The organism is Clostridium weizhouense, assembly GCF_019431045.1.
GTDB lineage: Bacteria > Bacillota > Clostridia > Clostridiales > Clostridiaceae > Clostridium > Clostridium weizhouense.
Genome location: NZ_JAHXPT010000005.1, coordinates 178,428 through 195,784, shown reverse-complemented (window position 1 = coordinate 195,784; position 17,357 = coordinate 178,428). Strand labels below are relative to the sequence as shown.

Annotated in this window: 16 protein-coding genes; 10 read left to right on the top strand and 6 right to left on the bottom strand. The window is 24.7% G+C overall.

The window, feature by feature from the left end:
* Window positions 1-63 precede the first annotated feature (63 nt).
* On the bottom strand, window positions 64-705 hold the full coding sequence (locus tag KYD98_RS08630; protein ID WP_219779248.1) for a hypothetical protein: 642 nt from the start codon (window positions 703-705) through the stop codon (window positions 64-66).
* Window positions 706-1,008: 303 nt separating this feature from the next.
* Between KYD98_RS08630 and KYD98_RS08625 the strand changes: the two genes are divergently transcribed.
* The 3 genes from KYD98_RS08625 to KYD98_RS08615 all read left to right on the top strand — a co-directional run bounded on the left by KYD98_RS08625 (window position 1,009) and on the right by KYD98_RS08615 (window position 4,211).
* A complete protein-coding gene (locus KYD98_RS08625; protein WP_219779246.1) occupies window positions 1,009-2,487 on the top strand; it encodes a leucine-rich repeat domain-containing protein in 1,479 nt (492 codons plus the stop codon).
* Window positions 2,488-2,512: 25 nt separating this feature from the next.
* The gene (locus KYD98_RS08620; protein WP_219779244.1) at window positions 2,513-3,550 is read left to right on the top strand and encodes a M42 family metallopeptidase; all 1,038 of its coding nucleotides are present in this window, start codon (window positions 2,513-2,515) and stop codon (window positions 3,548-3,550) included.
* Window positions 3,551-3,983: 433 nt separating this feature from the next.
* Complete coding sequence (locus KYD98_RS08615) at window positions 3,984-4,211, top strand: carbon monoxide dehydrogenase (protein WP_219779243.1); 228 nt, start codon at window positions 3,984-3,986, stop codon at window positions 4,209-4,211.
* A gap of 307 nt (window positions 4,212-4,518) precedes the next feature.
* Here the strand turns inward: KYD98_RS08615 and KYD98_RS08610 are convergent, their stop codons facing one another.
* Window positions 4,519-5,898 carry a radical SAM/SPASM domain-containing protein gene (locus KYD98_RS08610; RefSeq protein ID WP_219779241.1) on the bottom strand — a complete coding sequence of 460 codons (1,380 nt, stop codon included), beginning with the start codon at window positions 5,896-5,898 and terminating at the stop codon, window positions 4,519-4,521.
* Window positions 5,899-6,346: 448 nt separating this feature from the next.
* Here KYD98_RS08610 and KYD98_RS08605 point away from each other — a divergent pair, with 448 nt between their 5' ends.
* Both KYD98_RS08605 and KYD98_RS08600 read left to right on the top strand, forming a co-directional pair.
* Window positions 6,347-7,714: an MATE family efflux transporter gene (locus KYD98_RS08605; protein WP_219779238.1), complete on the top strand. Its 1,368-nt coding sequence runs from the start codon at window positions 6,347-6,349 to the stop codon at window positions 7,712-7,714.
* A gap of 150 nt (window positions 7,715-7,864) precedes the next feature.
* Window positions 7,865-8,620, top strand: coding sequence for an AIM24 family protein (locus KYD98_RS08600; protein WP_219779236.1), 756 nt, complete (start codon window positions 7,865-7,867; stop codon window positions 8,618-8,620).
* 249 nt (window positions 8,621-8,869) lie between these two features.
* On the opposite strand, the gene KYD98_RS08595 is transcribed toward KYD98_RS08600, so the two are convergent.
* Complete coding sequence (locus KYD98_RS08595) at window positions 8,870-9,259, bottom strand: hypothetical protein (protein ID WP_219779235.1); 390 nt, start codon at window positions 9,257-9,259, stop codon at window positions 8,870-8,872.
* Between the two features lie 213 nt (window positions 9,260-9,472).
* Between KYD98_RS08595 and KYD98_RS08590 the strand changes: the two genes are divergently transcribed.
* The 3 genes from KYD98_RS08590 to KYD98_RS08580 all read left to right on the top strand — a co-directional run bounded on the left by KYD98_RS08590 (window position 9,473) and on the right by KYD98_RS08580 (window position 12,089).
* Window positions 9,473-10,429, top strand: a complete 957-nt coding sequence (locus tag KYD98_RS08590; RefSeq protein WP_219779233.1) for a GTP-binding protein — start codon at window positions 9,473-9,475, stop codon at window positions 10,427-10,429.
* A gap of 12 nt (window positions 10,430-10,441) precedes the next feature.
* Window positions 10,442-11,095, top strand: a complete 654-nt coding sequence (locus KYD98_RS08585; RefSeq protein WP_219779232.1) for a GTP-binding protein — start codon at window positions 10,442-10,444, stop codon at window positions 11,093-11,095.
* 70 nt (window positions 11,096-11,165) lie between these two features.
* Complete coding sequence (locus KYD98_RS08580; protein ID WP_373368729.1) at window positions 11,166-12,089, top strand: permease; 924 nt, start codon at window positions 11,166-11,168, stop codon at window positions 12,087-12,089.
* Between the two features lie 101 nt (window positions 12,090-12,190).
* On the opposite strand, the gene KYD98_RS08575 is transcribed toward KYD98_RS08580, so the two are convergent.
* Both KYD98_RS08575 and KYD98_RS08570 read right to left on the bottom strand, forming a co-directional pair.
* Window positions 12,191-12,592 carry a hemerythrin domain-containing protein gene (locus KYD98_RS08575; protein ID WP_219779228.1) on the bottom strand — a complete coding sequence of 134 codons (402 nt, stop codon included), beginning with the start codon at window positions 12,590-12,592 and terminating at the stop codon, window positions 12,191-12,193.
* A 278-nt stretch (window positions 12,593-12,870) separates the two neighbouring features.
* Window positions 12,871-13,446, bottom strand: a complete 576-nt coding sequence (locus tag KYD98_RS08570; protein WP_219779226.1) for a hypothetical protein — start codon at window positions 13,444-13,446, stop codon at window positions 12,871-12,873.
* 272 nt (window positions 13,447-13,718) lie between these two features.
* Here KYD98_RS08570 and KYD98_RS08565 point away from each other — a divergent pair, with 272 nt between their 5' ends.
* Window positions 13,719-13,931: a hypothetical protein gene (locus tag KYD98_RS08565; protein WP_219779225.1), complete on the top strand. Its 213-nt coding sequence runs from the start codon at window positions 13,719-13,721 to the stop codon at window positions 13,929-13,931.
* A gap of 199 nt (window positions 13,932-14,130) precedes the next feature.
* Here KYD98_RS08565 and KYD98_RS08560 read toward each other — a convergent pair whose 3' ends face one another.
* On the bottom strand, window positions 14,131-15,285 hold the full coding sequence (locus KYD98_RS08560; protein WP_219779224.1) for a DEAD/DEAH box helicase: 1,155 nt from the start codon (window positions 15,283-15,285) through the stop codon (window positions 14,131-14,133).
* Between the two features lie 499 nt (window positions 15,286-15,784).
* Here KYD98_RS08560 and KYD98_RS08555 point away from each other — a divergent pair, with 499 nt between their 5' ends.
* Window positions 15,785-17,227 (top strand): DEAD/DEAH box helicase, encoded by a 1,443-nt coding sequence (locus tag KYD98_RS08555; RefSeq protein ID WP_219779221.1) that lies wholly within the window; start codon window positions 15,785-15,787, stop codon window positions 17,225-17,227.
* Window positions 17,228-17,357: the final 130 nt, after the last annotated feature.

Genomic DNA, 17,357 nt, shown 5'->3' with positions numbered 1-17,357 from the left:
AAAAAAGTACTAAAATAGAGACATTGTTAGATATGTCTCTATTTTTATACAATGATTTTTAAATTATCGTAATTTCTTTAAATCATCTAAAGTAAGAGTTCCTTTGACATCAATAATAATTTCATTATTGTTTACTTTAAAGTTTTTAATTTCTATACCTTTAAAATTATTAGCTAAGATAATATCTCCAGAATTTTTATCAATATATATAAATTCATTAGATTTTAATCTTGAAAAGACCAAATTTTTATTTATATTTATGAAGCCTAAATGTCCACTTTCATAGTGGAAAGTACATTTGTTATCTATTAATTTTCCAGTAAAAATCATATTACCTTCAATAGGAATTCCATTATATTTTAAATGAAATAGAATATTTATTTTATTATCATTTATATCCACTTTTAAGCCAGTTAACGTATCTGATATTTTATTATTGCTATCTTTAATTAAGCTAATAAATAAATCAGTTAAATCATCTTCAGAAAGAGTTAAAGAAGTTTCTAAAGATATTTCTTTAGATGAAAGATTTAGATGATTTGTAGTTAATTTATCTAATAAAAGTTTTTCATTAAAATTTGATGAAGAATTTATACTTTTAACCTCAGTTTTAGGATAAAAACTTATATAGTAAGTTGCACTTAAAGCTACAATTATAAAGAATATAGTTCCTAAAAATATGTTAGATTTTTTTAATTTACTCATGTTAAATTTCACTTCCTTAATTTGCTTTATATAATAAGTTATTATCTATATTTAATTCATAATAACTTATTTAATATATTTTACACTAAAATATATTAGTAATGTTATAAATTAGATAAATATTTGTATTATTATATTGTAACTTACATGATATAAAAAAGAAATGATTATAAATATTAAACAAATTTACAATAAAAATTCGTTTAATTCACTTTTTTTGTAAATTTAGGACATTTTTTTGAGTTTGTTAAATGTATTATTAAATGGTACAATTTATTAGACATAATAAGGGGGAATTTTACAATGAATAAAAAAATAGTCAAAATAGGAGCGATTGCGTTAATTGCAATATGTAGTAATAGTATACCTGCATTTGCTTATGATAAAAGTACAAGCTCAGAAGTTGAGATTTCTGAACAAGATAAATTTGAAGCTGAAAGAAATTGGCTTAATATGGAGGTAGCAGAGCAATTACATAAAGATTTAAGAGATCTTACAGAACAAGATTTTCTTAAAATCAAAAAGATTGATTTGCATTATAAGAGACTAGAAGGAGAAATACCAGAAACTATAAGCTTATTAAAGAATTTAGAGTATTTAAATTTAAATTATTGTAAATTAGATAAGGTACCAGAAAGTATAACAGAATTAACAAAGTTAACATATTTAGATTTAGGAGACAATAAATTTAGAGAATTACCAAAAAATTTCGAAGAAAAGATATCTTCTGGAAAATATGCATATGTAGATGTTGAAGGAAAAGATATTAGATTAAATGAAGGAATGTATTTTCTAAAAGGAAAATGGTCTTACTTAGATAGACATGGAGAAAGACTTACAGGAATTCAAAAGATAAATGGAAAGACTTATAATTTTGGTGAAGATGGAAATTTAAAAATTGGTTGGGATAAGATAGAAGAAAAGTGGTATTATTATGATACATCAGGAGAAATATTAAAGAATACATGGAAATTAATAAATGGTAAAACATATTACTTTAATGAAAATGGAGAAATGCAAAGAGGATTTCTTACAGTAGGATCTAATAAATATTATTTAAGTGAAAATGGTGAAAAAGTAACAGGCTGGAAAACTATAGATAATAAAACATATTATTTTAATAGTGATGGAGTTATGAAGACTGGATGGTTAAATATTGGAGAAGATAAGTATTACTTTGATGAAGATGGTACAATGGTAGCTGGAGAAGAAAGCGTTATAGATGGCAAGAAATATAGATTTTATGCAGAAGGTATGTTAGCTAAAAATTTATGGCTTGATGATTATACATATGTACAAGCTAATGGGGATGTTGTAAATACGTATTCTAATTATTCACATTCTAATGATCAATATAATGCATTTAAATATATGACAAATGTTAATAATCAAGTTAGTGTTCATAATAAAGCTATATATTTACATGGAGGAGAAACTAGTAATAATTGTGTATACTTTTTATCAGAGGTGTTAAGAAGAAATGGGGTATGGTTACCAGAACAAACATGTAATACGCATCAACTTGAAAGAGAATTAATAGATAAAGGATTTGTATCAAGTACTGATTTTACTCAATTAAAACCAGGGGATATTCTTTTTACAAATGGTTATACTCATGTTTATATGTTTATGTGCTGGAAGGACAACCAGTATGCATATATAGTAGATAATCAAAGAGATAAGTTTGGAAATAAAATACTTCATATAAGAAATGTATATAATGATGATGCTTTATATAGTACAGATAGAGCAACACATTTTTATTATTATCCATCTAGATAATATTTAAATTGGGGAGGGGATAAATATGGATATACAAATTAATAAAGAATATCTTTTAAATACAGCAAAAGAAATATTAGAATTCAATAGTCCAACTGGTTTTTGTTTTGAAATAATGGACAAGATAAAAGAGATAGCAGAAGGATTTGGATATGAATTTGAAACAACAAGAAAAGGCTGTGGAATAATAACTATAAAAGGAAGTTCTGATGATGAAGTAATAGGATTATCAGCTCATGTTGATACTTTAGGTGCAATGGTAAGATCAATAACAAGTGAAGGTAAATTAAAGTTTACATTACTTGGAGGTCCTATAGTTCCTACTTTAGATGGTGAGTATTGTACAATCAGAACAAGAGAAGGTAAACTTTATAGTGGAACATTTTTAAGTACAAGCCCTGCGGCACATGTGTTTGAGGATAGTTCAAGCAAAACACGTGAACCTAAAAATATGGAAATAAGAATTGATGAAATAGTGAAATCTAAAGAAGATACTGAAAAATTAGGTATTTGTCCAGGTGATTTTATATTTATTGATCCAAAAACTACAATAACTAAAAGTGGATTCATTAAATCAAGGTTTATAGATGATAAAGGAAGCGTATCTTGTTTAATGGCTTTATTAGAATTATTTAATAGAGAAAAAATAGTTCCTAAGTTTACAACTAAAATATTTATTTCAGTGTATGAAGAAGTAGGACATGGCTCTTCATATATTCCGGAAGATATTACAGAGATGATAGCAGTGGATATGGGATGTATAGGTGATGATTTAAGTTGTGCAGAATATGATGTTTCAATTTGTGCAAAAGATTCAGGTGGACCTTACGACTATAATATGGTTACAAAGTTAGTTAATTTAGCAAAAGGCAATAAATTAAATTATGCAGTAGATATATATCCAATGTACGGATCAGATGTAGGTGCAGCATTAAGAGGTGGTAACAATATTCGTGGAGCCCTTATAGGACCAGGAGTTCATGCATCTCATGGTATGGAAAGAACTCATTACAATGCTTTTGAAAATACAATTAAATTATTATATTTATACTTAACTAGATAGAAATTTTATTCATTGATTTTATATAAAAAATACATTCGTCAAAAAATTCGTCAAAAATAGATTAAAAAAGATTTTTATTATTACTAGCTGATTTCTGTATGATACAGGAATCAGCTTTTTATATTAGAGGTGGTATTGAGCTAAGTAAGAGGAAAATTATCTAAGTCAAATATTAAGACAATTGATAAATATTAGGAATAATCAAGAAATAACAAGTCCATCTACCAAGTCTATTTTTCATTATACTGCATCAGTAGATTTGTCTAATAGATTAGATATGAAGAAAATCTACTTTCTTGTCTAATGAAAAATAATCAGGGTATTTTGGACTCGTTATTTTTATTCATATGCTTTATTAATAAAATACTATAAAATCTAGAAGGAATTTCATAGCATTTTATATAATTAACTTATATGAGAGGAGGTAGATAACATGAAGGTCATTAATAAAGAAAGTAAATGTAATGCATGTCATAATATTGTAAAGTGGAATTGTATAATCTATGGTAAAAAATCGCCAGAACATATTAAAAGAGAAGGTATGGAAGCACAAGAGGTAATAGCAATTGGTGAAAGTGTAGGTAATGAGGGTATAGTAACAGAGTATATTGCAATTGTTAAATGTCCATTTTGCAATACAAAAAATAAATTTTCAATATAGAAGAATAGGTTAAGTTAATTTTCAGTTAAAAATAATAATATATAAAATTAAATTTTAAAATATGCCTAAAGTAATTAAACAAACAGACGATAATTAATTAAGTACGGCTAAATTATCCCAAAAATTAGAAAACTTAAATGGTAGTGATATATTAATTATGTTACTACCATTTATTTTTTATAACATTATTTGTAAAATTGTATGTTTAAGGAATAATTAATATAGTTGACAACAATATAGTAAAATTTACTAATAATATATTTATAGAAAGGATATGCAATTTAAATACCTACAGAAAATAATCAACTTAACCCTTAGAAAATTTATCATTACCTTTACAATTAAAGTCTTTTTTCCAAGCCTTATCAGCATATGGTTTAAAATCAGTCGCTAATTTATCAAGTTTATCTTGAAAAGTTTTATTACGTAGCATATTTTTACCACTATCATCAGTTGGGTATGCTTTTACTTTTTTACTTACCTCTCTAATTACATTTGTATTATCAATCATCATACATGGCATTAACATATTTTCATTATAAGGTTGTTTTTTTCTAAGTTCTTTGAATAACTCGCTTCTAAATATATCAATTAAGGATTTATTTTTTACATTATCACATGCTATATGAGCAAATACACATGGCTCTACATCACCGTTAGAATTTATATGACAATAATATTTGCTTGCAATACAACCACCAACATGAGGTGCATCATTAAAGAAATCTATAGTAAAATAAGGTTTTGTTAGTCTAATTTTCTTAGTTCTTCTACCAAGTTCTATTCTTTGAGTAGGAGTAAGCATATTGTCTAGATTTACTCCTTCACCAACAGGCATGTACATGAAATACCAGTTCATTTTTGAACCTTTTGTAATTAACATATCTATAAATTCATTAGATGTTACTGTATTCATATTATGAGTTGAAGTGGCAGAAGATACACCAAAAGGAATGCCCCTTTCTTTAAGAAGATCCATCCCAGCCATAACCATATCAAAAGTACCATCTCCTCTTCTTAAATCAGTTTCTTCTTTAAAACCTTCAAGTGAGAACATTGGCATAACATTACCTAAAGCAGATAATTTATCAGCTATATTTTCAGTAATTAAAGTTCCATTTGTAAAAGGAGTAAATAATATATCATTATATTTTTTATAAATATCATACATAAAATCAACGAAGAATGGTTCTCCACCTAAAACAATTATATAATGAATTCCTAAATCATGGGCCTCACCAATAATTTTATCTACTTCTTCATATGTAAGACCTTTAGATTTATCATATTTAGCAGCATAACATCCATTGCAATGTAAATTGCATTTCATTGATGGACTTATAAGTAAAACAAATGGAATTTTAGTATTTTCTGATAAAAGTATTTTTTTTCTTTTTTCTCCACCAGACCATATAGCATTACCTAAAAAATTTATAAAAAACTTTTTTAAAAATTTAGGATTTACTGTTGTTAATATATCTTGTACAAACTCTTTAACGGTAGGTATCTCATTATAATAAGAATGTATAGATTCTAAAGCAAGCTTGCTATGTTCATCTTTAGATAGCTTAGTAATTAAATTAAAAAGTTTTTCAGTATTTTTTTCGGGATTTTTTTCTAGAAATGAACATACTTTTGCCATAACTATATTTCGAGTTGAGTTTTTAAAATATTCATTAAAACTCATAATAAAATTTCCTCCTTAAAATATATAATATATGCATAAAACATATAGTATTTACTTTATAGATATATTCGACAAATATGAAAATATACTTCAGAATATGGTAGAAAGTATAAAAACAGTTTAATAAAAGAATTAAATATTTATATTTAATGAATAAAATTTATTGGAAATTATATATTAGAGTAGAATTAAGAGATTATAATTTGATGATATTAAAAATTTAGCTTTTACTATATAAATTATTTCTATTATAATATAGTAGGTGTAAGTTAGATAAAAACATAATAGCCAAATAAAGAGTATAATTATCTATTTTGCTATTAACTAAACTTGTTTAATTGCTTGACATAAAACATATAACACATCTTTGATTTGTTATTTAATTTTGTGTTTCTAAAGCAATTTTTTATAAATTATTTAAAGTAAAAATTAAGGTTGGTATATAACAATGGAAAAAAGAATTGATTTAACAGAAGGAAAAATTGTAGAAAAGCTTATAAAATTAGCTTTGCCTATTATGGGGACATCCTTTATTCAGATGGCTTATAATATGACAGATATGATATGGATTGGAAAAGTTGGTAGTAAAGCTGTTGCTGGAGTTGGAACAGCAGGATTTTTTCCATGGCTTGCTATAGCTTTTATAATGATTTCTAAGACTGGAGCTGAAATAAAGGTTGCTCAAAAGATAGGAGAAAAAAATATAAAGAAGGTACAATCATATATAACAAGTGCTATTCAAATAAATATAGTTCTTGCAATTATATATACATTAGTACTAATTATATTCAAAAATTCATTAATAGGATTTTTTAATTTAGGTGATTTAGAAGTAATATCGATGGCTAAGACTTATTTAATAATAGTGGCAATGGGAATGATTTTTACATTTATAAATCCTGTGTTTACAGCAGTATTTAATGGAGTTGGTAGCAGTAAAACACCATTTGTAATTAATACTATAGGACTTATCTTTAATATGGTTTTTGATCCTCTTTTAATATTAGGAATAGGACCTTTTCCTAGATGGGGAGTAGCAGGAGCAGCTATAGCAACAGTAGGAGCACAAGTTATTGTTAGTTTATGTTTTATATTTATTATTATTAACTCAAAAGAAGAGTATTTAAAAATAAATATTCTAAAAAGACCAGAATATAGGTATATAAAAATATTATTTCAGATAGGGCTTCCAGGAGGTATTCAAAATGGATTATTTACTATATTTTCTATGTGTATAGGAAGAATCATAGCTGTCTTTGGACCAGTTCCAATAGCGGTCCAAAAAGTAGGATCACAGATTGAAGCAATATCATGGATGACAGCAGGGGGATTTTCTACGGCTCTTGGAACTTTTGTAGGACAAAACTATGGAAGTAAAAAATATGAAAGAATTAATAAAGGTGTGAAAGTAACAATAATTATGTCTGTAATTATTGGTGTATTAGCTACTCTTTTATTAGTATTAGATGGGGAAAAGGTGTTTAAATTCTTTTTAAATGATCCTGAAGCTTTAGAACAAGGAAAAGTGTATCTAAGAATACTTGGATATTCACAACTATTTATGTGCATAGAAATAACTATAACAGGAGCTTTTAATGGACTTGGACGAACTTATATACCATCTATTTTAAGTACTATATTAACTGGAGCTAGAGTTCCGGCTTCATATATTTTATCTCAACCTAATTTACTTGGTATGGATGGAATTTGGTGGAGTATAAGTATAAGTAGTGTTTTAAAAGGAATAGTTTTAATTTCAATATACATATATCTATTAAGAAATAATAAATTATATAAAAAATCTTATAATAGTTGATAAGAACTTATAAGTTAATAAGTTTTATGCAATATTTCAGTTTAAAATAAACACTTTTTAAAAGATTATCCCCAAAATAAGATTTTTTTACATTAAATTCATAAAAATGTATAGAAATTGTACGAATATATATAGTGGAGGGGATTTAAAATGATAACTTGTAAAAATCTTTATGAAAATAAAAATATTGAAATTATAGAAGCTAAAGGAAATGTTAAAGTCCTTGAATATAAAAAGGATTTAAGTACAAATACTGCAAATGCAATGGCTTCATATTATGCGTCAGAAATGAATGTTAGAAAAAGACAAGTTTTAATTGAATTAAAAGGAAATGCTTATACAATCAGTGCAGGAGCGATGCAATGGACAGCAGGAAATGTTAGTATGTCTGCTGATGTTAAAGGAATTGGTGATTTTTTTGGAAAAGCATTATCATCTAAAGTAACAAAAGAATCTACAATTAAACCTAAATATCAAGGAAATGGATTGCTAATGTTAGAGCCAACGTATAAACATATTTTACTTGAAGATGTTTCACAATGGGATGGCATGGTACTTGATGATGGACTTTTTCTTGCTTGTGAATCAAAAATTCAACAAAAAGTAGTAGCTAGAACAAATCTTTCATCAGCAGTATTAGGAAAAGAAGGATTATTTAATTTATGTCTTAAAGGGGAAGGAATTGCTGTATTAGAAAGTCCTGTTCCAAGAGATGAACTTATAGAATTTGTATTAGATAACGATGAAGTTAGAATTGATGGAAATTTTGCAATTGCTTGGTCTAACTCATTAGATTTTAGAGTTGAAAAGTCTAGTAAAAGTTTAATTGGGTCTGCTGTTTCAGGAGAAGGATTTGTAAATGTATATCGTGGAACTGGAAGAATACTTATGGCTCCTATAGGATAATATAAAAATCTAATTTATAACTTATATTTGCGATACATATTAAAAAGAATGAGCTGTTTTAAAATAAAATTTAATTTATATAACAGCTCATCTTTATTCTTTATTTTAGAAATATGTTATGCTTTAAAATAGTGTTGATATTGTAGTATAAGAGCGAACTGGTATTGGAATTTGCTTAAAACATATCCTATTTTAAAATAAGATTAAGAAAAGTATAATTGCATATATAGAAAAATAATCATAATTTAATTATATAATCTCATATTTAACTTTAATTTTTCTTATTGCACGAGATTCATCATAATGATATTTTAATCCAGATTTAAAAATAGTATTTTTTCTTTTAAGAGTAGGGATTTTCTCAAGAGGAAAACATCCAAAATCTCTAATTATAAATTTAACCATACGCCCAAGCATTTGTTTAAACATGTCTTCAGGCATACCACCTTCAAAAAAATTTTCTATTTCAGGAATAACTCCTTCAATTGCAGGTCTATTCAATTTAGCGGCTTCAATCATATTGTATATACTTTTAGCTTCACATAAAAAATAAAATATTTTAGGCGTAAGATAAAAAGACTCATATTTTATATACATTCTATGTTCGGGTTGATTAAAAAAATCATCTACATCATACATAAAATCACTCCTAAGTTTTCTTAATTATTAAACGTTAATATAAAATACCTTGATTTAATATAACATAATAATAAAAATTTTACAATATTTATAAAAACACATATAAAAATCAATTATATATATAAATAATAAAATTAAGTAATATTTATAAGAGTTTTATTATAAATAAATATATAGAGTATTATTTTTTTATAGAATAGGAGGACAGTTTTTATGGTAAGTAAAATTGATATATTTTCTGGTTTTTTAGGAGCTGGAAAAACTATGTTAATAAAAAAATTATTGCAAGAAAAAATTTATAGTAAAAATACAGTAATAATAGAAAATGAATTTGGTGAAGTGGGAATAGATGGGTCTATATTAAGAGAAACAGAGATAGAGATAAAAGAAATAAACGCAGGATGTATTTGTTGTCAAGTAACAGGAAATTTTAAGGATGCCTTAATAGACGTTATAGAAAAATATTCTCCTGAAAATATTATTATTGAACCTTCAGGAGTAGCAAAACTAAGTGAAATATTGAAAATTCTTGATGATAATAAATTTAAAGAAAAATGTATAATTAATAATATAATTACAGTAATAGATACTCAAAGATATAGTATGTATATAAAAAATTTTAGTGATTTTTATAAAGATCAAATAAAAAATGCTAATACATTAGTATTAAGTAGATGTCAGTTAATAAATAGTAGTGAAATAGATTCAGTAATAAATTCTATTAGTAAACTTAATGCTAAAGCTCAAATTATTTATAAACCATGGGATAGTATAAAATCTAGTGAATGGAAAGAAATATATAAAATTAAACCTAAAAAACTTTATAATAAAAATGAATTTATAATAAATAAAATAGCTAAACATTCAGCATTTAGAAGAGAAATCAATCATTCAGCTAAAGAGTTTTTTGAAAGTTATCCTATAGATTTAAATGATAAGATGAGTGAGGAAGAACTAAGAACTAAATTTAAGATTATTGAAGAGAATAAAGAATATGGAAATATAATAAGAGCCAAAGGTATAGTTGAAGTTATAAATGGGGGGTACTATCAATTTGATTATGTACCAAATGAATTTCAAAGTAGAAAAATAAAATGGGCAAATAAAAGAGTGATTTCTATAATTGGAAGCAATTTAAACAAAAAAGAATTAGTTAGATTATTTAGCTAAGGTGGTATTAAAATGAAAACAGAAATAGAGATTGTAACAGGTTTTTTAGGTGCTGGTAAAACAAGTTTTACAAATTCATTAATAAAAGAAAGTTATGTAGATGGAGAGAAAATTATTGTAATCCAATTGGAAAATGGACAAAGCAACATAGATAAAAGTATAATAAATGAAAATTTAGTAGAAGTAGTTTATTTAAATCACTTAAATGAACTAGAAGATAGAATGTTAATTTTAATAAAAGAGAATTTACCAAACCGTATAATTATAGAATTTAATGGAACTTTTAATATAGAAGATTTATTTAAAATAATGAATGAAAGAGTATATAGAGAATGTATTAGAGTTGAAACAATATATTTTATTGGGGATAGCAAAAATTTAGAGTTATATATAAAAAATATGGGCAACTTTTTAGTTCCGTTTATAGAATATTCGAATATTTTAGTTTTAAATAATATAGAGAATTGTAATACTAAAGAAAGAGAAAATATACTAAAAATAGTAAATGAGTTAAATCCAAGTGCTTTTATTTTGGAAGTAAAAAATAAATATTTATTTAATTCATCTCTTATAGAAAATAAAGTACTAAATAATAATATATTTAAAAAAATAAAAATAAAACTAGGAAGATCTAATAACATTTTAAGGAGAAAAAAGAGTGAATAATAAAAGAAGAGGTTTTTTGTTTTTAGTATTTATTATTTTTTTTACAAGCATTTTACTATATAAATTAGGCATTGATGATAACGAAAAAATGCGAAATTTTTATAATATATTCACACATATAATAATAGAAGCAATTCCCTTTATTATTTTAGGTTCTATAGTTTCAGCTGTAATGCAGATATATATATCAAATGAAGCTATAACTAAAATTATACCTAAAAATAATATAATTGGATATTTTGGAGCAGCTTTAATAGGCTTAATTTTTCCAGTATGTGAATGTGCAATAATTCCAATAACTAGAGCACTTATAAAAAAGGGGGTACCATTAGGATTTGCTATAACATTTATGTTAGCAGTACCTATAATAAATCCAGTAGTTATAATGTCAACATATACTGCATTTTATGACATACCTTCAATGGTGATTATTAGAATTGTTGGTGGGATAGTCGGATCAATTTCAGTAGGAATTATTATAAGTTTACTTCAGGGAAGAAAAAATTATTTAAGATTAGATAATTTAATAGAAAATAGGTCTTATTGTAATTGTGGGTGTAATAATAATTTTTCTATTGATAAAAATACAAATAGATTAAAATTAGTATTAGAACATGCGATTAGAGAATTTTTTGATATATTAATTTATCTTTTAGCAGGAACTTTTATAGCAACAGGATTTCAAGTAGTAATATCTACTGATAATTTTAATAGTATTGGAAATGGAAAAATATTATCTATAATATTTATGATGATTTTAGCATTTATTCTTTCTATATGCTCAGAAGCAGATGCTTTTATAGGGAGAAGTCTACTTAATCAATATTCTTTTAGTAGTGTAGCTGTATTTTTAATCATGGGTCCTATGCTTGACATTAAAAATCTTATGATGTTATGTGGAACATTTAGAAAAGGCTTTGTGGTAAAACTATCAATAATAATTACTTTAGTTATTGGAACAATTGGATATATATTTGCAATATCAGGTTTATAATTACAATATTAACATTATTTTAAAATATAACAGAAAAATAAATAATAAGGTGTTGTTATTTATTTTAATAGAATATATTAACTCACCTTATTATATAAAAACTATTTATTAATTAAATTTTTAAGCTTAAAATCTTTATCAGCCATATGACTGAAAACTAAACCATATGATAAATTTAAGAGGGATTTTAGTTCATTATAGTTTTCATTATAGATATTATTTATATTTATATTTACAATTTGATTTTTAAATTCTTCATGTTCTAATAAGTGTTCTTCCAAATCAGAAACATTAAATTTTTTTAAATAAATTTCTTCATAATAAAAATGAAAGGTTAAAAACTCTCTAAAATCACAAATTATTTTAATAGCATCATCTACTTTATAAACACCTAATGGTGTTTCTAAAAGCATTTCAAGTGATCTACATAGATCAAAGAGATATTTGTGGTGAGCGTCTATAATTTTTATTCCAATTTTTAGGTTATCATCCCATTTGATCATTAGATAGTCCTCCTATTTATATAATATATCTGTCATTATATAAATTATACAATAAGTATATAATTAAACACAAATAAATATTTAATTTAATTAAAATATATGATTAAATCAAACAAAATAAACATTTTTTAAAGTCACAAATAGTAGAAGAAATATGATTATAAGAAAAACTATTAGTATTTTTGTGAAGAATATAAATTTTTATGCAAAAAAAGTACCTTAAAATATTTTCTTAATTATTTTAAGGTACTTTTTTATAATAAATATATAACTAATTATTATTGAGCATATTTTTCATCTAAAATAATTTCAACATAACTAAGTTTATTTTCAACTTTAGCATCCGAAGCTACTGTTATTCTAAATGTATTAAATTTATTATTCCAAACAAGTCCGATTGGAGCAGTTACATCTGGAGTATCTGCATTAATTCCTAATACATTTAATATATTAATTCCATCATTAGGATATCTCATAGTTTTTATAGGTGTTATTTTAATAATTGCAGATTTTGAATCAACATAAGTTATTTCAAATGTATAATTATCTTTTTGATAAGTAGACTTGTTGTCTTCAGTATTTTTAGGTTCTCCTAAAAGCTTATTAATTGCTTTTTGATCTTTTTCTTTTAAGTCAGAAAGAGTAACTACTTTTTTTACTTCTACAGTAGGAGTTTCAACATCTCCAGGTGTAGCAGGTTCTGGAACTGCTTCAGGTTCTTTTTCCTCACCATTTATTTGAGTCTGTTCAGTAGTTGAATTAGTATTATCATTTTGTTTATTACCACCACAAGAAATTAATGTTGTAGTAGATAGTATTCCAACTAATAGAAGAGTAATAATCTTTTTTTTCATAATCTTTCCCCCTAAATTACTAAATTTAATTTTAGTAAAATATATAATAAATTAAAATCAAATAATTTCTTCATTAAATTATAACATTATTTTATACTTATAAAATTAATTTAATAAAATCGTAATAAAGATTAAATTATAATTTAATCTTTTTAGAACTTTGAGGATTTAAACGGGAAGAAATTGTAAATCTATAAAAGTATTTACTTATTAAAGAAAAAGAAGGAATATTTTCTAATTGCATAGAAATATGTATATGGGAGGGGATAAATATGAATCATATAACATTTAAAACTATAGATGGTATTGTTTACACGGGAGAGATTATATATTTTGGAAAAGAAGAGATTTCAGTAAAAAATTTAATAATAGAAAATGGTGAAGAAGAGGATGAGGTTCCTAATTTAAAAGATAGATCGTGTAAATATAATGGAGAAGTATGGTTTTATAAAAATAAAATGATTTGGTATACTCAAAAAAATTAAATTTTTTTAAATATTAGATATATTAATATTTTAGTATAAACAGAGTTCTTATTAGGCAAAACTTATTTTTATAAGAATAAGAACTTGTTATCTATAGCCAGCAGTTGTTATTTAGATTACAAATGCTAGCTATAGGATAAAAAATATGCATATTTATATTAATTAAATAATGTGTTTGAATTAAACTTAGTAATTATATTTATTTAGAATTTTTAACGTCTTCTAATATTCCTTTATAGATTCTTTTTTCTTTAAAGTTAATATTAAATTCTTTTTCATATTTTGTAATTATATTCATTTGTTTATCTGTAGCTAAACAAATACAAGTACCATTTGCATTTCCTCTTGCAGTTCTACCAGATCTATGTAAATATTCATTAAGTTTTAATGGAAGATCAAGATTAAATACATGAGTTATATCTGGAATATCAAGACCTCTAGCTGATATATCAGATGAAACTAATATTTTAATCTTACCATTTCTAAAACTATCAATAGCTCTTTTTCTTTCTTCTTTAGATATATTTCCACTCATAGCAAAACAATCTTTATTATGATAATTAAGTTTTAATGTAGTTAATTCAATATCTTCATTACTATTAACAAATACTAAAGCTTTTGCAGGATTTTCTGCTGCAATAATCTTTCTAAGAACTTCAAATTTATCTCTTCTATCACATTTTACATATATATGTGAAATATTAGGATTAACAGAAGCTTTAACTTCAGATTTTAATACTAAAGGTTCTTTCATTAATTCTTTAGCAGTTTCAAGAGTTTCTTTTCTTATAGAAGCAGAAAAAGCCATAAGCTGTCTATCTCTCATAGTTGTTTTTATTACATCTTTAACAATAGATGATCTTTTAGGGTCTAAAAGATTGTCGGCTTCATCTATAACTATTGTTTTTATTGTATGAGCAGTTATTTTCTTCTTTCTTATAAGATCAAGCACTCTTCCAGTTGAACCTACGATTATATGTGGCTTATTCTCCTTAAGTTTTTTTATTTGATTATTGATATTAACATCACCAATTATCCCCATTGATTTTACAGGAATTCCTGAATTACTTGAAAGTAATTTTATTTGTGCATCTATTTGCATAACTAATTCATGTGTTGGTGCTAATATTATAGCCTGCATTTCCTTTTTTTCTGTATTTATTCTTTGAAATATAGGAAGAACATAAGCAAGAGTTTTACCGCTACCGGTAAAAGCTTCACCTATAATGTCTTTATTTTCTAAAGCTGGTTCAATTGTAACTGCTTGTATTTCAGTAGGAATTGTTATTCCTTGTTTTTCTAATCCTTTTATTATATCTAAATTTAAATTTAAATCTTTAAATGAAGTGTTCATAAAAAAAATTCTCCTTTGCTTAAAATTTACTTAAAAATAGTTAATATGCTTAATTATATACTTAAAATATTTATTTTTCTAGTTAAACTTGTATATGTAGGATATAATCATATAGTTGAGGTCTAATATTAAAGTTATACTTTAATATTTTAAAATATAATATTCTTAAATATAAATAATAAAAGAAATAGTAGTATTACTAATTGTGCATTTAATAGATATAATATTATATTTTTAAAACTATGATATATTAGTTATTTTATTAGGGGATAGCGATAATATATTTAACTATAAAATATTTACTTTAGGCTATATTTAAAATGAATATTATTTTAAATTATAGTTTTAGTTAAAGTAATATTAAAACTTAATTTTAGAGTTGTAAATTTGTTTATAAAGAATAAATGACGATATTATACTAATTTATATATAGTTTATGTATAAAACGAATTTTTATAGAGCAATCTTAATTATGATTAAATGAGGAGAATTTTAAAGAATGAATAAAGAATTTAAAAAATTTGAGCTTAGTGATGAAATTTTAAAATCTATCGAAAGCTTAGGATATAAAAAGCCATCAGAAGTTCAAGAAAAAGTAATACCTGAAATACTTAGAAATAAAGATTTAGTTGTAAAATCTCAAACAGGAAGTGGTAAAACAGCTGCTTTTGGTATTCCGTTATGTGAGAAAATAGATTGGGATGAAAATAAACCACAAGTATTAGTGCTTACACCAACTAGGGAACTTGCAGTTCAGGTGAATGAGGATATATGTAATATAGGAAGATTTAAGAGAATAAATTCAGTTGCTGTATTTGGTAAACAATCAATTGTAGAGCAAGAAAAAAAGTTAAAACAAAAAACTCATGTTGTTGTTGGTACTCCAGGGAGAATATTAGACCATATAGATAGAGGAAGTCTTGATGTATCGAAAATCAAATATTTTGTTATAGATGAAGCAGATGAAATGTTTAATATGGGATTCATAAGACAGGTAGAGGGTGTGATAAGAAGAATACCTAAAAATAGGATTACTTTATTATTTTCAGCTACTATTTCAGATGAGATAAAAGAATTATGTGACAAACACATGAAAAAACCAGTAAATATAGAGATAAAGGCTCAAAAATTAATAACTGATAAAATAGATCACTATATTTATTATGTAGAACATGATAAAAAATTAGAAACATTAAATAATTTACTTATATATGAAATACCTGAAACAGGAGTTGTATTTTGTAGAACAAAAGAAAATGTGGATAAGGTATTTGATTATTTAAAAGATAAGAATTATTCTATTGGAAAAATTCATGGAGGAATGCTTCAAAAAGAAAGACTTAATGCTATGGAGGAGTTTAGAAAAGGAAACTTTAGAATATTAATAGCAACTGATATAGCCTCAAGGGGAATTGATATAGAGGGAATAACTCATGTAATAAACTTTGATATTCCAGTAGAAAAGGAAGCATATGTACATAGAATAGGAAGAACAGGACGTGCTGGTGCAAAGGGGAAAGCTTTAACTTTTTGTAAAAATGAAGGGGATAGATATTTAAATCAGATTCAAGAATTTATTGGTTTTAATATAGAAGTTAAAGAAATTCCAAGCAAAGAAGAAGTGGATAAAAATTCAAAAAGTGGGATAGAATTTTTAAAAACAAGACCTAAGAAGAAAACAGAAAAAGCTAAGGTGATAAATAAGAATATAATGAAAATATATCTAAATGGAGGAAAGAAAAAAAAGATTCGTCCAGGGGATATAGTTGGAGCAATTACTAAAATATCAGGAGTAAATGGAGAAGATGTTGGAATAATTGATGTTCAAGATATGGGTTCATATGTTGATATACTGAATGGAAAAGGTAACATTGTTATCAATGCTTTAAAAACTACAACAATTAAAGGTAAGAAGCTTAGATGTGAAAAAGCAAGAAACTAAAAAGAAATTGTGGTAAAATATATATAATAGAACCATTTTTATGATTTCTAAGGTTATGTTTTAAAAAGATTGTTTATAATACAATATCATCATTTACTTAAGACATAGCATAATATAAGAGGGGAAATTA

Bases quoted from the DNA above. Each gene is read 5' to 3' on its own strand.
- KYD98_RS08630 (WP_219779248.1), bottom strand. From the start codon at position 705: ATGAGTAAATTAAAAAAATCTAACATATTTTTAGGAACTATATTCTTT.
- KYD98_RS08625 (WP_219779246.1), top strand. From the start codon at position 1,009: ATGAATAAAAAAATAGTCAAAATAGGAGCGATTGCGTTAATTGCAATA.
- KYD98_RS08620 (WP_219779244.1), top strand. From the start codon at position 2,513: ATGGATATACAAATTAATAAAGAATATCTTTTAAATACAGCAAAAGAA.
- KYD98_RS08615 (WP_219779243.1), top strand. From the start codon at position 3,984: ATGAAGGTCATTAATAAAGAAAGTAAATGTAATGCATGTCATAATATT.
- KYD98_RS08610 (WP_219779241.1), bottom strand. From the start codon at position 5,898: ATGAGTTTTAATGAATATTTTAAAAACTCAACTCGAAATATAGTTATG.
- KYD98_RS08605 (WP_219779238.1), top strand. From the start codon at position 6,347: ATGGAAAAAAGAATTGATTTAACAGAAGGAAAAATTGTAGAAAAGCTT.
- KYD98_RS08600 (WP_219779236.1), top strand. From the start codon at position 7,865: ATGATAACTTGTAAAAATCTTTATGAAAATAAAAATATTGAAATTATA.
- KYD98_RS08595 (WP_219779235.1), bottom strand. From the start codon at position 9,259: ATGTATGATGTAGATGATTTTTTTAATCAACCCGAACATAGAATGTAT.
- KYD98_RS08590 (WP_219779233.1), top strand. From the start codon at position 9,473: ATGGTAAGTAAAATTGATATATTTTCTGGTTTTTTAGGAGCTGGAAAA.
- KYD98_RS08585 (WP_219779232.1), top strand. From the start codon at position 10,442: ATGAAAACAGAAATAGAGATTGTAACAGGTTTTTTAGGTGCTGGTAAA.
- KYD98_RS08575 (WP_219779228.1), bottom strand. From the start codon at position 12,592: ATGATCAAATGGGATGATAACCTAAAAATTGGAATAAAAATTATAGAC.
- KYD98_RS08570 (WP_219779226.1), bottom strand. From the start codon at position 13,446: ATGAAAAAAAAGATTATTACTCTTCTATTAGTTGGAATACTATCTACT.
- KYD98_RS08565 (WP_219779225.1), top strand. From the start codon at position 13,719: ATGAATCATATAACATTTAAAACTATAGATGGTATTGTTTACACGGGA.
- KYD98_RS08560 (WP_219779224.1), bottom strand. From the start codon at position 15,285: ATGAACACTTCATTTAAAGATTTAAATTTAAATTTAGATATAATAAAA.
- KYD98_RS08555 (WP_219779221.1), top strand. From the start codon at position 15,785: ATGAATAAAGAATTTAAAAAATTTGAGCTTAGTGATGAAATTTTAAAA.